Raw genomic sequence first — 14,370 nt, 5'->3', positions numbered from 1 at the left:
ATAGTGCTCGGTTGACACAAGTACATTGGATTCTTCATACATGTCGAAAAACCAGCTCCGCATTCTGACCTACAATTTGCATAAAGGCTTTAACACCAGTAACCGGCAATTCACATTGCATCCGATCCGAGATGCCTTGGTGGAAACCAATGCCGATATCATGCTGCTGCAGGAAATTCAGGGTGAGCACAGTAAACACGGTTTAATTCATGATACCTGGCCGGAAGGTTTGCACTCTGAGTTTCTAGCCAAAGATGTCTGGCCTCATCATGCCTATGGCAAGAATGCCATTTATGAAGTCGGTCATCATGGCAATGCTATTCTCAGCAAATACCCACTTGTCAGCTGGGAAAATATCAATGTCTCCCCTTTCAGTTGGGCCAGCCGTAGTCTGTTACATGGCGAAATTCAATTGCCCTGGTCAGATGAGATTTTGCATATCATTTGTATTCATCTGGGTTTAACCGGCATTGAACGTCGCAAGCAATTTGGCTTGTTATGTGATCGTATACAGGCGCATGTACCGGATAGCGCACCACTCATTGTCGCCGGTGACTTTAATGACTGGACTGGACAGGCTGAAAAACGTCTGGCACAGCGTCTGGATTTAAAAGAAGCTTACCGTACCCTGCATAATCGCTATGCTCGAACCTGGCCCTCATGGATGCCAATGTTGAAAATGGATCGTATTTATTATCGGGGCATGGAGCCGACATTATGTGGCAGACCACCGCATTCGGCATGGAACCAATTATCCGATCACGCACCACTTATCGCTGCTTTTGACTTACCCTGAGTCGATAGCTTTAAGGATGAAAATCATCGAACAGCTCAGAAAATGGGCAACTGCATTAAAAACCCAAATTACCGCATTGTATATCGCCTATCAGCGTCCAGATGTTCCGTTGCTGAGTAAAATCATTATCAGTCTTGTCATCGCTTATGCCGTCAGCCCGATTGATCTGATTCCTGATTTTATTCCCGTCTTAGGCTGGTTGGATGAACTTCTGCTGTTACCTCTCGGCTGCTGGCTGGCTATTCGATTAATGCCTTCTGCCATCTGGCTCGATTGTCAGGAAAAAGCACAACATCGTTCTATCCAACTGCCGCGTAACCGATGGATCGTGTGGGGTATTATCATCATTTGGTGTTTGCTGGCTGTTTGGCTACTCTCTTTAGCCTGGCCCTACTTTGAACAGTATTTTTGAGACAGCATGAACTTGCAGAGATGGGGTAATTTTCATTTAATGATTCGGTTTATAACTCTATCAACGATTACTTTTCTTTGAAAAAAACCGTCTTTATCTGAGGTGCCAATGTCTGAGTCAACAAAACTCGATAATCCGATTACCTTCACTATAGGCCACGAACAATTACAGATTCGTCGACGCTATGAAGTGGTTAGTATTCTCAATGATTTTCTGATTGCTATCTGGTTTTTGATCGGCAGTATTCTCTTTCTGTATCCCGAGTACGAAAATACCGCAGTATGGCTTTTCATTATTGGTAGTTTTCAGTTTTTATTACGGCCCACTTTACGTTTAGCTTCTCATATTCACCTGCAGCGTATTCCTGAGTCTGAGTGGCAAAAATAGTGGTTAACGAACAATAAGATTCTACGATGACCGATTATATCGGGCGATATGCCCCCTCTCCCACTGGACCACTACACTTTGGTTCACTGGTCACTGCTGTTGCCAGCTATCTTGAGGCTAAAACCCAGTCAGGCAAATGGCTATTGCGAATGGAGGATCTGGATAAACCCAGAGAAATGCCTGGCGCAGCAGATGAGATATTACGTACGCTGGAAAGTTATGGCTTTGAATGGGATGGAGAGGTTGTTTATCAAAGCCAACGTAGTGACTTATATCAATCTTATCTTGACCAACTCATTGATAAACAACGTGTCTATCCCTGTAATTGTAGCCGCCGCGAAATTGCCGACATTGCCCATGCAGGAATAGAAGGTCCTATCTACCCAGGCTCATGTAGACATGGTCTGTCATCACACCGGCAACAGATAGCCTGGCGACTTCGAGTAGATAGCGACAGACTGGTTTTTAGTGATCGGGTCTATGGTAACTTCCAGCATCATCTAAAGAATGATTTTGGTGACTTTATATTAAAACGCGCTGACGGACTTTTTGCCTATCAGTTAGCCGTGGTAGTGGATGATGCCGAGCAAGGTATCACTCATGTTGTTCGAGGTGCAGATTTATTAAATTCGACCAGTCGCCAGATTTATCTACAGCAGCAATTAGGTGTTTCGACACCAAGCTATACCCATATTCCTCTAGTAAAAAATGCTCAAGGTGAAAAGCTGAGTAAACAAACCGCTGCACCAGCAATCAAAGACAAGGAGGCAGCTGCACAGTTAATTAACGCCCTATGTTTTTTGGGGATTGATGTAACAGCTCTGTCTTCAGCGATGCCGGTTTCAACTTTATGGCAGTGGGCATTGCCCCATTGGCAACTCTCCGGAGTTCAGAAAAAAATCATCCAAAAAAACAGTGAAAAAAGCTAAGGAAAGTAAGCGCCTGTCCGCTAAGGTGAATAGTATTATCAATCAACATGACAACTTCATGTTTTTTTAAGGAAAACCGCATGCTTAATCAACTCACTGTGAAAAAGAAACTCTTCATTTTGTCAGTATTGGTCGGTGTGACAATATTAGTGATGATTATTCTCGGGCAGATATTCCTATCCAAAATTATTCACTTAGAAAATGCAGCTCATCAAGCTGTTAAGTTAGAAACGAATATGTTGATGTTACGTCGACATGAAAAAGACTTTCTCAAACGACTTGATTTGAAATATCAAGATGAGTTTCATCAAACACAACAGATTTTTCTCAGTAATCTTGAACAACTTTCTCAGTCACTGGATCAGCTGGATCAGTCACACGAGTCACTCAATGCACTTCATGATGTGCTGATTGAATACGGCACAAAATTTGATGAAATTGCAGCCGTTGAACAAACTATAGGATTAACCCCTACCGATGGTTTATATGGCAACCTTCGAAAAGCAGTGCATCAGGTTGAGGAGACCATCAACAGATTTAATGACGATACTTTACTTGCCGCCATGCTGATGCTGAGACGTCATGAAAAAGATTTTATGCTGCGTTCAGACATCAAATATGTCAGTAAATTTGAAGAATCCTATGCTGATTTTAATCGCCGCCTGGATGACAGCTATATTTCCACGGATATGAAAAAACAGATTGGCAATGAAATAGAAAAGTATCGTGCTGATTTTTTATCTTTAGTGAAAGGTTATGAAACTCGTGGGATGAATTCTGAGTCAGGATTGCTAGGAGAGTTACGTAGCACGATCCATCGAAGTGAAGGTGAACTTGATACGCTTGAACAACATATCAGTAATGAAATCCCTAAAGCGATACAAAATGCAAAAATCACTGTTTTTGTTATCGCATTGACACTGGCAGCACTGATTTTGTGGCTTATCAGGCTATTAAGCCAAAGTATTATCATTCCACTTCATAAGCTGTCTGAAACCATGCAAGAAGTCGAAAAAAATCGCGATTTAAGCTTGCGTGTTGATGATAGTGGTAAAGATGAAATTGCCGAAATGGCACACTCCTTTAACTTAATGACGGCCTCATTTCAAAAGCTGATTCAACAGGTCATGACCTCTGCTCTCACCGTCAGTGCCGCAGCTGAGGAACTCTCTGTAGTGGCTGAACAAACCAAAAAAGGTGTTATCAACCAACAAAGCAGTAGTGAGCAAGTTGCTACAGCCATGAATGAAATGACCGCGACTGTGCAGGAAGTCGCACGTTATGCGGCTGAAGCAGCGAGTTTATCTAAAAGTTCTGATAGCGAGACCAGTCAGGGACAATTATTGGTCAAAGACACCATTGATTCCATCAAACAATTGGCTGTTCAGAGTTCAAGTAACGCAGATGCTATTAAAAACCTGCAAGCAGAAAGTGAAAACATTGGCACCGTATTAACCGTGATACAAAGTATTGCCGAACAAACCAACTTACTAGCATTAAATGCAGCGATTGAAGCGGCACGTGCTGGCGAGTCTGGTCGAGGTTTTGCTGTTGTCGCAGATGAAGTCAGAACATTGGCACAACGCAGCAAAGAGTCAACAGAAGAAATTAAAACGATTATCGAGCGTTTGCAAAATGAAGCCAATCAATGTGTGACAGCTACAATGAAAGGTAAGGAATATGTAGAAGCCACCGTGACTAAAGTTGGCGCAGCTGGCGAAAGTCTGAGTATGATTTCAGAACGTGTCAGATCGATTATGGATATGAACACACATATTGCAAGTGCCGCCGAAGAACAGAGTGCCGTGGCTGAAGACATTAACCGTAATGTAAATCACATTGCACAAGTAGCCGAAGAAAATGCTGAAAGCACATCACAAACAACGGAAACCAGTCAGGGCCTTGCTGGACTGGCAGCAGACTTGCAAAAACTGATTACTCAGTTCAAAGTCTGACATAACAGAGCGTCATGGATGACGACTATCAGTGGTAGCAAGACAGTGCTGATTCACATTATGATGCATACTCAGGACTTATATTCAGGATGACATGTTATGCCCTTGTACCGTTTCTTCATATTTGTGTTAATCAGCCTGACGGTGGCTGCATGTGATTCTGACTCGGCGCAACGGACACTCAAGCAACAACAACTGAATATCAGTGGTCAGATCAGTTATCGCGAACGTATTGCACTCCCCAAAAATTCCCAACTCATCATTAAACTGGAAAATATTACCAGCGCACAAAAAAATGGCGAAATCATTGCCGAAAAAACGATATCACTTGGCAACCGTCAAGTGCCCATCGATTTTCAGCTACAGGTGTTTAAAGATCAGCTGAACAAAGATGAAAATTATGCACTGCGTGCCTCTATTCAGGATAAAAGTGGGGAATTACTCTGGACCACCGATGAACTGAATCTGGTTCCTACAGATACCGATAAGGTTTCGCTCGGCCTACTTAATCTGGTGAAATTTCAACAGCCTGAGAATGATAATAGTCACACGGTACTGTTTCAATGTGGTGAACAACAGATCATAACCGTCATCAAAAATGAGTCTATGCAGCTCAAGATGAACGATGATTTGTATATGCTATTTCAGGTGCCAACCGCTTCCGGTGCCAAATATCAGTCTAAAGATAAATTAGTCAGTTTCTGGAGTAAAGGTCATCAGGGGATTCTGACCATTGCTGATATGAGTTGGAGTCATTGTACTGCTGTTAATCAGGATCAACTGGAACAACTGCCTTTCCGAGCTCAAGGCCACGAGCCAGAATGGTCGCTTTCTGCAACGTATGACCAGGTGATTATGACGTGGGATAAAGGACAGAAACAGAGCGTGCTGGCTGAGACAGAACTGAATATTTACCACACCGGTTTTGAACTCAAAGCCTACTCTGACACCCGCTATATCAAAGTAGAAACCTTAGCTACTTTATGCCGTGATGATATGTCGGGATTACCCTACCCTTATCAGGTTAGCGTGCGATTGGACAATCTCGATTTTCAGGGCTGCGGGGGCCATAGTCGTGATTTACTCGTAGGTCAGGAATGGATAGTTCAGGACTTAAATCAACAAGGTGTGATTGATTTTTCGCGTCTGACGATGACCTTTGATGATCAGGGGCGTTTATCAGGATTTACTTCATGTAACCAGTACAGTACGGCTTATGAATTTAATGAACGACTGGATATCGCTTCAGCGATTACCACACAAAAAGTGTGTCCGGTGGCTATTATGAATCAGGAAAAATTATTTTTGTCGATACTGACGGATGTGGAATCGCTGGATATCAGCATCAACGGCGCTTTGATTTTGAAAACAGCAGACGGGCGGACGATTACCGCCCGTCGCTGATAAAGCCGGGCTTTATTTCATTACCACATGATTGTGACTATGGTAACGGCGATTACCTTCCAGCTTCCGTAACATCACATAGAAAACTGGGGTAAAGAACAAGCCGAAGAATGTGACCCCGAGCATGCCTGAGAAAACGGTGACACCAATATCATTACGCATTTCTGAACCTGCACCGGTCGATAGCACCATCGGTACAACCCCCATAATAAACGCAAAGGATGTCATCAAAATCGGTCTTAAACGCATACGACTGGCTTTGATTGCCGCTTTTACTGTTTCCATGCCATCAATCTCAAGCTCGCGAGCGAACTCAACAATCAAAATGGCATTTTTACTGGCCAGTCCCGCCAGCACAAAGAAACTTATCTGCGTGAAGATATTGCTATCGCCATCGGTTAACCATACACCCGTCACTGCTGCCAGAATCGATAGCGGCACAATGGTAATCACCACCAGCGGCAAGATAAGACTTTCATATTGTGCAGCTAACACTAAGAAAACCAATAACAAACATAAAGGGAAAATGAATAACGCAGTATTCCCGCTAATCACTTGTTGATAGGTTAAATCAGTCCATTCAAATTCCATTCCCGCAGGCAAGGTTTTTTCCAGGATCTCACTAATCGCATCTTGGGCCTGGCCACTTGAGTAACCCGGTGCGGCATTACCATTCAAGTCAGCCGCCAGATAACCATTATAGTGAGCCGCACTTTCCGGACCATAGCTTTCTTGCATTTGTAATACGCTGCCTAATGGCACCATATCGCCATTGCTATTCCGTACTTTTAGATTCAACGCATCATCCGGAGCATTACGATAATCAGAATCTGCCTGAGCAATCACCTGATAGGTACGACCAAACTGATTGAAATCATTGATATAGAGTGAACCGAGATAAATCTGCATGGTGTCAAAAATATCTTTGATGTTCAGTCCAAGCTGTTTGGCTTTTGTCCGATCTAAATCAGCATAAAGCTGAGGCACATTAATTTTATAATTCGAGTAAACGCTGGTAAGCGCCGGACTCTGCCATGCCTGACCTTGCACCTGAGAGACAACTTCAGCGAGTTTTTCATACCCCAGATCCGCACGATCTTCAATCTGCAGTTTAAAACCACCAGTGGTACCCAAGCCACGTACAGGTGGTGGCGGAAAAATGGCGATGAAGGCTTCTTCAACCTGAGCAAATTTTGCTTGCAAACGACCTGCAATAGCCGCGGCAGACAGGTCAGGTGACTTGCGTTTATCAAATGAATCCAAAGTAACAAACACAATCCCCGCACTTGGGCTGTTAGTGAAACCGTTGACGGATAATCCCGGGAACTGCACAGCACTCTGAACACCTGGTTCATTCAGTGCAATACGCCCCATTTCTTTAATAACGTCCTGTGTCCGCGCAAGAGATGCACCATCTGGTAATTGGGCAAAACTGATGAGGTATTGTTTATCCTGAGCTGGGACAAAGCCTTTTGGCAGGATATTCAAACCATACACCGTCATACCCAGCAAGATGATATACACAAATGACATCATGACTTTGTGTTTTAACAAACCTCCGACAGAGCCAGAATAGCCATTTGATGCTTTCTTAAATGTCTTGTTGAAGATGTTAAAGAACCAGCCAAACAGAAAATCAATGATTCTGGTCAGTTTATCTTTTGGTGCATCATGCCCTTTCAACAGTAAAGCTGATAAAGCGGGACTCAATGTCAAAGAGTTAACCGCAGAGATGACTGTTGAGATAGCAATCGTCAACGCAAATTGTTGGTAGAACTGTCCGGTTAATCCACTCACAAAAGCGATAGGCACAAACACCGCAACCAGTGTTAATGATATAGCGACGATAGGGCCACTGACCTCACGCATAGCTTGGTAACTTGCTTCAAGCGGGGATAAACCATTCTCAATATTACGTTCAACATTTTCCACGACCACGATGGCATCATCCACCACGATACCAATGGCCAGCACCAGACCAAATAAAGACAAAGTGTTGATGGAGAAACCAAACACATGCATCAAAGCAAAGGTACCGATAATCGACACCGGCACGGCCAATAATGGAATTAATGAGGCACGCCAAGTCTGTAAGAACACGACCACGACAATAACAACCAGAACAAGCGCTTCCAGTAAGGTTTTAATAACCGCATGAATGGAATCACGAACGAATACCGTCGGATCGTAAACCACACTGTAATCAACACCTTCAGGAAAATTCTTTTTCAGTTTGGCCATGGTGCCACGAATATTGTCGGAAATATCGATCGCATTTGCACCCGGTGACTGGAAGATAGGAATCGCTACGGCAGGCTGATTATTTAACATTGAGTTCAAGCTGAACTCAGCCGCCTGTAATTCAACTCTGGCTACATCTTTCAGGCGTGTCACCTGACCATCGCTACCGGCGCGAATAATGATGTTTTCAAACTCTTCCGGTGATTCCAGACGACCTTTTGCATTAATCGGTAATTGCACATCAACAGGTTCGGTCATTGGCGCACCACCGATAATACCGGCAGCTACCTGAACGTTTTGCTCTCTGATCGCATTTACCACGTCCATTGCTGTCAACTGCCGTTCCGCTACTTTTTCAGGGTTGAGCCAAATACGCATGGCATAGTCACCTGAACCGAACAAACGAACTTGTCCGACGCCTTCAACTTTAGCTAACTCATCTTTAACATGAAGAACGGCATAGTTACGCAAATATAACTCATCATATCGTTTGTCTGGTGACGTCAAATGCACCACCATGGTCAGATCCGGCGAGCTTTTAACTACTGTTACGCCAAGTTGACGAGTCACTTCAGGTAGTCTTGGTGTTGCTTGTGTGACACGGTTTTGCACCATCTGTTGAGCTAAGTCAGGATCGGTACCTATCTTAAAAGTCACAGTCAGTGTCATACGACCATCTGAGGTGGCTTGTGAAAACATATAGATCATGTTTTCTACACCACTCAGCTGCTCTTCCAGTGGTCTGGCTACCGTTTCAGCAATGACTTTAGGGTTAGCCCCCGGAAACTGAGCGTTGACGACAACTGATGGTGGCGATACCTCAGGATATTCCGATATCGGCAACTGAAACATCGACAATAAGCCGGCAATAAAAATAAGAATGGATAAAACACCCGCGAATATGGGTCTGTCCACAAAAAACTTAGAAATATTCATTGCGTTCCTTCGTTACGCTATATAGCGAATTAACTTACTGTCAGAATTACTCTTCTGAAACCGGAGCATCTGTTTCATCGACTGTTTTTGGTGAAACAACCATATTTGCTCTGATGTGTGATAAGCCATTCACAACGACTCTATCACCGGCTTTTAATCCAGATAAAACAATACGCTTGTCCTGATGGTGTCCACCTAACTCGACTTCGTGATAAACGGCCTGATTCTCATCATTAATGACAAATACAAACTTTTTGTTTTGGTTGGTACCAATAGCTCTACTAGGGATTAGCAATGCATCTTGTTTATCAGCAGAACCGACTTTTACATTGGCGTACATACCCGGTGTCAACGCACCATCTTTATTATCAAAAATAGCTCGGGCACGAATTGTGCCGCTGGCAATATCCAAACGATTATCTAAAGAATAAATATCACCGTGATACACAACACTCTCATCAGCCGCCAGTGTCATATCAACCGGCATTTTGTGTTCCTTGTCCGTATTTCTCATCATTTTTATATAAGTCTGCTCATCCACATCAAACTCAGCATAAAAACGATCATTTGCGACAATGGTAGTTAATACTGGCGCACTGGGTGTCGTTTCGATGATATTGCCTACCGTCAATTCAGCGCGGCTGACACGACCAGAAAATGGCGCACGAATATAACAATAATTCAGGTTCAGTTTTGCTTGTGAGACAGCACTTTCTGCTTCACTAATAGCAGCTATGGCAACCTGATTTTCATTTTTGGCTGCATCAAAAACACTATCCGACACCAATTTATCTCTGACCAGTTTTTCTGTACGAGCGAGCTCATCTTTGGCCAGCGTCGCTTTCGATTTAGCAGATGCCAATTGCGCTTCGGCACTAGCTAAAGCGGCTTTGTATGGACGTGGGTCGATAACAAAAAGTAGCTCATTTTTCTCCACTAACTGACCATCAGTGAACAATACCTGTTGAAGTTCGCCGCCGACGAGCGGTTTGATATCCGCTCTATCAACTGCACTCAAACGGCCAGAAAAGCTTGTCCAGATACGGACTTTCTCTGGTTTTACGGTAATCACCTCAGCGACAGGTGGCGGCGGCGTATTTGGCGCTGCGGCTTGTGCAGATTTCTCACCCTGCTGTGCAAACATCACATAGGCAAATCCCGCTGCGATGCACACAAGAATAAAAATAAGTAGCTTTAATCCACCGCGATTTTGACGGTTTGATGATACTTCAGACATTGAAATCTCCGTGAGCCAGATAAGCCTAGCAGGTCCTTGATAAAACTATCCTGTTCAGGATAAACTGCAATAGAATACATACCGACCGGTATGTTAGTCAATATGACCGAGAAAATAGTCAACTTTTCTACAAGATTCATATAAAACAACGATCTAAATCACCATCACGGTAACTCATCTTAATTAAAGTATGCTTTCATTTTGGATAGTTTCTTGTAAGAAACTTGTCACACAAACCGAGCGGTATCTATACTGTATTATTAGAATGAGTGGTTTATAAAATATGTCTGTCACAGAAACTCGTGAAAAGCTATTGTCAACAGCACTGGAGCTGATCTGGCAAAGCAACTACAACTGCGTTGGCGTCAATGATATTTGTCGCCAGGCAGGGGTAACCAAAGGTGCGTTTTATCATCACTTTGATTCTAAAGCATCTTTATTTTGTGAAGCCGCAAGCTATTACTGGCAAGTTATAAAAACCGACCTAGATGCTGTTTTTTCACCTATCAACTCGCCTCTGCAACAACTTGAGAATCTCATCGAGTTTGTTTTTAAATCGAAAATAAGTACACGTAATAAACCGATACCAGGCTGTCCCTTCTTTAACGCCGGAGCACAAATTGGTACGGATGATGAACAGGTATTGGAAGCCTTACGATCGCTGTCACAAACAGCCATTAATTATGATATTGCTCTGGTTAAAGCGCTGGCATCAGCTGGCTATCTCAATTACAAGGCCGATCCAGAAAGTTTAGGCCGAATGATGTACACCTATATTCACGGTGTAATGAGCTTTGCTCACCTTCAGACTGATATTTCAACCGTAAGAAAAGATCTGCCTGAAGGCTTATACCGGCTTCTGGGTATCAAAGAAGAATATTGGTTTACGGAATCAGCTACCTGGAATAAGCAACCACTGCTAGCAAAATAGTGATGCTTATGCTTGTAGCTCCCAACTTTCTATTAGCCTGTATTCCACCCCTGATGCTAAAGAAACTGACTCAACCAAAGCAAATTTTTTTGCCCGCATTGAAATCGCGTTAAAGCAGATCTGAGGTCGATATTTTGCTTTTCTGGCCAACGTCATATGAGCACGAAATGGACGGCTTTCTTTATGGACAGGTAAATCCCGTATCAAGTGGTTTAAAGCATTGACCAATTGATATAAGGATAATGGCTGTTTCTGACAGGTTAAGCAGACTATTCGAGGTCTTGACCAGTAATCAATTTCATCAAATTGAAGTGTGACTGAAGATGAGCTCAGTGTTCTTGCCCTCTGTCTTAAGGTCAGAATAACGTCCTCTTCAACGTTCCCTAAAAAAGCTAATGTAACGTGTAAATTGGTCGACTTTAATTTTCTTAAACCCGGTTGTTCAAGACATTCAGATAATTGGCTGACCGCATTGCGTGTGGCATCATCTGGCCAAAGTGCAAAAAATACCCTTCTCATCAAAATAGACTAAAAGACAATCGTTGTATTGCGACCAAGTTCTTTGGCTCGGTATAGCGCCATATCGGCCCTTTTTATGCAGTCATCAACTGCTTCATCTTCATTGTACTCAGTCACACCAAAGCTTGCCGTCACTTGCAGATCATCTAAGCCAAAATCAGTGTCCTCGATCAATCGTCTCATATGCTCGGCCACAGCCTTAGCTCCATGATTGTTGGTCTCAGGACAGACGATTAAAAATTCTTCGCCACCCCAACGGCCAACGATGTCTGTGTCTCTCAAATTCTCAGACAACATATCAGCAATTTTTTTTATAACCTGGTCACCAATGACATGACCATAGGTATCATTCACTTTCTTAAAATGGTCAATGTCCATAATGATGACCGAAAATTGATGTTGATATCGATGGTAAGTCTGCAATGCTTCCTGAAATGCCTCATGCAGATAGTAACGGTTGGGTAATCCGGTTAACTGGTCATTTTGTGACATATACACCAGTTTTTTATTGACCGCTTTCAACTCCCTATTATGTCGATGAACAACGCGATAACGATAAAGAGACAAGAGGAGAATGATGAATAAACCAGCAAGTAATTTCCATAACAAACTATAGTCAGCATCATATTCCAATTTGACCGATAGCCAATTATTCAAAATCTGTTGGCGTTGGGCTTCACTAGTTGCATTGATTGCTTTGTTATAAATCGACAATAACAAAGGAAGGTCTTTACGAATACCAACAGACATATTGTACTGTTCATTAAGCACACCACTGATTTTCAGATGAGAAATACCGTGTGCCAGCATTTGATAATTGATACTCGGCACGGTATCAATAAATGCGAACGCCATCCCGCGTTCTACCAGTTTCAGGCCCTCAACAGCACTACCGGCTTCAATAATATTCAATCCAGGATAATTGTCCCTGATAAGTTTTATGGCAGCGTAGTCTCTAACCATAACAAATTTTTTATCTTTTACTTGAGACAAGTTAATAATAAATGGAATATCAGGGTGAGTCGCCAACGCAAGTGAATAGGTTATATAGGGTTTAGTAACGGTCAGATAATCGCGTCTTTCAGGGATATCCTGGGCACTGGATAACACATCACATTTTTTTTGCTGAATAAATTCGAGTGATTGATCCCAGCTGACCGTTTTCACCAGCACTACCGGCTTACCAATCATGCTTGACCATAATTGGTGAAAACTCGACATGATGCCAGTGTAATGGCCGCTTTTATCAATCCCTTCGTAAGGCATCCAATCTGGATCGGTACAAAGATGAATCTCGTCGATTTTATCAAGGAAGGCTTGCTCTGATACTGTCAGATTAAGTGTTTGTTGAGCAAACGAGGGAGCTTGAACCGAGATATAAACACAAAGTAACAGTAAAAACCGTAAGCTCAACTTCATCTTCCTTGATAGCCTCATATCACTTATAGCATCGAATCATTCATGGTCACGAATAAAAACCCACTCATCTTTTTTCGACATATCGGCGCTGTAACGATAGCCATCCGTGTCAAAATTCTTAATTCTATCAGGATCTTGTATCTGATGTTCAATGATATATCGGCTCATCATGCCCCGTGCTTTTTTGGCATAAAAACTGATCATTTTGTATTCGCCATTTTTCCAATCTTTAAAGACTGGTGTAATAATTCGAGCAGTCAGCTTTTTTGCTTCAACGGCTTTAAAATATTCATTTGAGGCCAGGTTAATCAGCACTTCATCCTGCAGTGACTCTTCGGCCTGTAGTGATTCACGAATATCACTGCCCCAGAAGTAATAAAGATCTTTACCTTGTGCATTCTCCAGCTTGGTGCCCATTTCAAGACGATATGGCTGAATCAGATCTAAGGGTTTTAATACCCCATAAAGACCAGACAGAATTCTGAGATGCTTTTGAGCAAATGCCAGTTGTTTTTCGTCAAGTGTCTCAGCCTCTAAACCTGTGTAAACATCACCTTTGAACGCTAAAACGGCTTGTTTAGCATTATCCAAATCAAAAGGGGTATGCCAGGATTCGTATCTGGCCACATTTAACCCGGCCAATTTATCACTGAGCTTCATCAGACTGGCAATATCCGCCACATTTAACTTGCGCAATGTATCAATGAGTTGTTTTGACTGCGTCAAAAATCGCGGTTGAGAGTAAGTTTGTGTGATTGGCGGCGTATCAAAATCCAGAGTTTTCGCCGGTGAAATAACAGTCAGCATAAAATTTCCTGCATAAATTCAAAAAATAAAAACGTTAAAGGCTTCAATTAACATCGCTATCATTGCGTGTCACATCTCTTAAAGAGCCACCACTTTTCCAGTCACTAAAGGGAAAGGGGCGATACTCGCTGGTATAAGTTAAAAACGCCACAATCCGATAGACATATTGGCTCAAATCCGCTGCAAAATCTGCAATATCCTGATGTGGTTTACCTGTTATTAGTGCAAACAGTAATTGAACCAATACCACCAGCCAGACCACCATCATGCTCAAATAAAGAATGATCGCAAACAGAACCATATACAGGATCCGTGTCCATTGATTTTTATTACTCATATTTTGTTTAATTTGCTCGTTATCCATGCTCTCTCTCCTGAAATTATTCCAGAGACAACT

At 42.7% G+C, this 14,370-nt stretch carries 13 protein-coding genes; 7 read left to right on the top strand and 6 right to left on the bottom strand.

Annotated features, from left to right (window positions below; translation table 11 throughout):
- Nucleotides 1-40 precede the first annotated feature (40 nt).
- The 6 genes from B2248_RS14145 (at nt 41) to B2248_RS14120 (ending at nt 5,883) form a co-directional block, all read left to right on the top strand.
- The gene (locus B2248_RS14145; RefSeq protein ID WP_273180123.1) at nt 41-796 is read left to right on the top strand and encodes an endonuclease/exonuclease/phosphatase family protein; all 756 of its coding nucleotides are present in this window, start codon (nt 41-43) and stop codon (nt 794-796) included.
- 16 nt (nt 797-812) lie between these two features.
- On the top strand, nt 813-1,208 hold the full coding sequence (locus B2248_RS14140; protein WP_273180120.1) for a YkvA family protein: 396 nt from the start codon (nt 813-815) through the stop codon (nt 1,206-1,208).
- A 108-nt stretch (nt 1,209-1,316) separates the two neighbouring features.
- Nucleotides 1,317-1,595, top strand: a complete 279-nt coding sequence (locus B2248_RS14135) for a YrhK family protein (RefSeq protein WP_007146489.1) — start codon at nt 1,317-1,319, stop codon at nt 1,593-1,595.
- Between the two features lie 26 nt (nt 1,596-1,621).
- Nucleotides 1,622-2,524: a tRNA glutamyl-Q(34) synthetase GluQRS gene (gene gluQRS, locus B2248_RS14130; RefSeq protein WP_273180117.1), complete on the top strand. Its 903-nt coding sequence runs from the start codon at nt 1,622-1,624 to the stop codon at nt 2,522-2,524.
- An 80-nt stretch (nt 2,525-2,604) separates the two neighbouring features.
- Complete coding sequence (locus tag B2248_RS14125; RefSeq protein WP_273180115.1) at nt 2,605-4,479, top strand: methyl-accepting chemotaxis protein; 1,875 nt, start codon at nt 2,605-2,607, stop codon at nt 4,477-4,479.
- A gap of 99 nt (nt 4,480-4,578) precedes the next feature.
- A complete protein-coding gene (locus B2248_RS14120) occupies nt 4,579-5,883 on the top strand; it encodes a YbaY family lipoprotein (RefSeq protein ID WP_273180113.1) in 1,305 nt (434 codons plus the stop codon).
- Nucleotides 5,884-5,895: 12 nt separating this feature from the next.
- On the opposite strand, the gene B2248_RS14115 is transcribed toward B2248_RS14120, so the two are convergent.
- The gene (locus tag B2248_RS14115) at nt 5,896-9,060 is read right to left on the bottom strand and encodes an efflux RND transporter permease subunit (RefSeq protein WP_273180111.1); all 3,165 of its coding nucleotides are present in this window, start codon (nt 9,058-9,060) and stop codon (nt 5,896-5,898) included.
- A 46-nt stretch (nt 9,061-9,106) separates the two neighbouring features.
- Nucleotides 9,107-10,297 carry an efflux RND transporter periplasmic adaptor subunit gene (locus B2248_RS14110; protein WP_273180109.1) on the bottom strand — a complete coding sequence of 397 codons (1,191 nt, stop codon included), beginning with the start codon at nt 10,295-10,297 and terminating at the stop codon, nt 9,107-9,109.
- 283 nt (nt 10,298-10,580) lie between these two features.
- Here B2248_RS14110 and B2248_RS14105 point away from each other — a divergent pair, with 283 nt between their 5' ends.
- Nucleotides 10,581-11,228, top strand: a complete 648-nt coding sequence (locus B2248_RS14105) for a TetR/AcrR family transcriptional regulator (RefSeq protein WP_007146495.1) — start codon at nt 10,581-10,583, stop codon at nt 11,226-11,228.
- Nucleotides 11,229-11,234: 6 nt separating this feature from the next.
- Here the strand turns inward: B2248_RS14105 and thpR are convergent, their stop codons facing one another.
- Genes thpR through B2248_RS14085 form a run of 4 tightly spaced genes read right to left on the bottom strand, consistent with a single transcriptional unit; the run spans nt 11,235 to nt 14,337 of the window.
- Nucleotides 11,235-11,747, bottom strand: a complete 513-nt coding sequence (gene thpR / locus B2248_RS14100; protein ID WP_273180106.1) for an RNA 2',3'-cyclic phosphodiesterase — start codon at nt 11,745-11,747, stop codon at nt 11,235-11,237.
- A 9-nt stretch (nt 11,748-11,756) separates the two neighbouring features.
- Nucleotides 11,757-13,166 carry a diguanylate cyclase gene (locus B2248_RS14095; protein WP_273180104.1) on the bottom strand — a complete coding sequence of 470 codons (1,410 nt, stop codon included), beginning with the start codon at nt 13,164-13,166 and terminating at the stop codon, nt 11,757-11,759.
- A gap of 36 nt (nt 13,167-13,202) precedes the next feature.
- The gene (gene yaaA / locus B2248_RS14090) at nt 13,203-13,973 is read right to left on the bottom strand and encodes a peroxide stress protein YaaA (protein ID WP_273180102.1); all 771 of its coding nucleotides are present in this window, start codon (nt 13,971-13,973) and stop codon (nt 13,203-13,205) included.
- Nucleotides 13,974-14,016: 43 nt separating this feature from the next.
- Nucleotides 14,017-14,337, bottom strand: a complete 321-nt coding sequence (locus B2248_RS14085) for a DUF4389 domain-containing protein (RefSeq protein WP_273180100.1) — start codon at nt 14,335-14,337, stop codon at nt 14,017-14,019.
- Between the last annotated feature and the right edge of the window lie 33 nt (nt 14,338-14,370).

The sequence above is a fragment of the Methylophaga sp. UBA2012 genome (assembly GCF_002335235.1).
Classification (GTDB): domain Bacteria; phylum Pseudomonadota; class Gammaproteobacteria; order Nitrosococcales; family Methylophagaceae; genus Methylophaga; species Methylophaga thalassica.
This window is presented reverse-complemented; position numbering and strand designations above follow the sequence as displayed.

Excerpts from the sequence above, each read along its gene's own strand:
- B2248_RS14135 (WP_007146489.1), top strand. The coding sequence starts at position 1,317 with ATGTCTGAGTCAACAAAACTCGATAATCCGATTACCTTCACTATAGGC.
- thpR (WP_273180106.1), bottom strand. The coding sequence starts at position 11,747 with ATGAGAAGGGTATTTTTTGCACTTTGGCCAGATGATGCCACACGCAAT.
- B2248_RS14145 (WP_273180123.1), top strand. The coding sequence starts at position 41 with ATGTCGAAAAACCAGCTCCGCATTCTGACCTACAATTTGCATAAAGGC.
- B2248_RS14115 (WP_273180111.1), bottom strand. The coding sequence starts at position 9,060 with ATGAATATTTCTAAGTTTTTTGTGGACAGACCCATATTCGCGGGTGTT.
- gluQRS (WP_273180117.1), top strand. The coding sequence starts at position 1,622 with ATGACCGATTATATCGGGCGATATGCCCCCTCTCCCACTGGACCACTA.
- B2248_RS14120 (WP_273180113.1), top strand. The coding sequence starts at position 4,579 with ATGCCCTTGTACCGTTTCTTCATATTTGTGTTAATCAGCCTGACGGTG.
- B2248_RS14105 (WP_007146495.1), top strand. The coding sequence starts at position 10,581 with ATGTCTGTCACAGAAACTCGTGAAAAGCTATTGTCAACAGCACTGGAG.
- yaaA (WP_273180102.1), bottom strand. The coding sequence starts at position 13,973 with ATGCTGACTGTTATTTCACCGGCGAAAACTCTGGATTTTGATACGCCG.
- B2248_RS14110 (WP_273180109.1), bottom strand. The coding sequence starts at position 10,297 with ATGTCTGAAGTATCATCAAACCGTCAAAATCGCGGTGGATTAAAGCTA.
- B2248_RS14095 (WP_273180104.1), bottom strand. The coding sequence starts at position 13,166 with ATGAAGTTGAGCTTACGGTTTTTACTGTTACTTTGTGTTTATATCTCG.
- B2248_RS14085 (WP_273180100.1), bottom strand. The coding sequence starts at position 14,337 with ATGGATAACGAGCAAATTAAACAAAATATGAGTAATAAAAATCAATGG.
- B2248_RS14140 (WP_273180120.1), top strand. The coding sequence starts at position 813 with ATGAAAATCATCGAACAGCTCAGAAAATGGGCAACTGCATTAAAAACC.
- B2248_RS14125 (WP_273180115.1), top strand. The coding sequence starts at position 2,605 with ATGCTTAATCAACTCACTGTGAAAAAGAAACTCTTCATTTTGTCAGTA.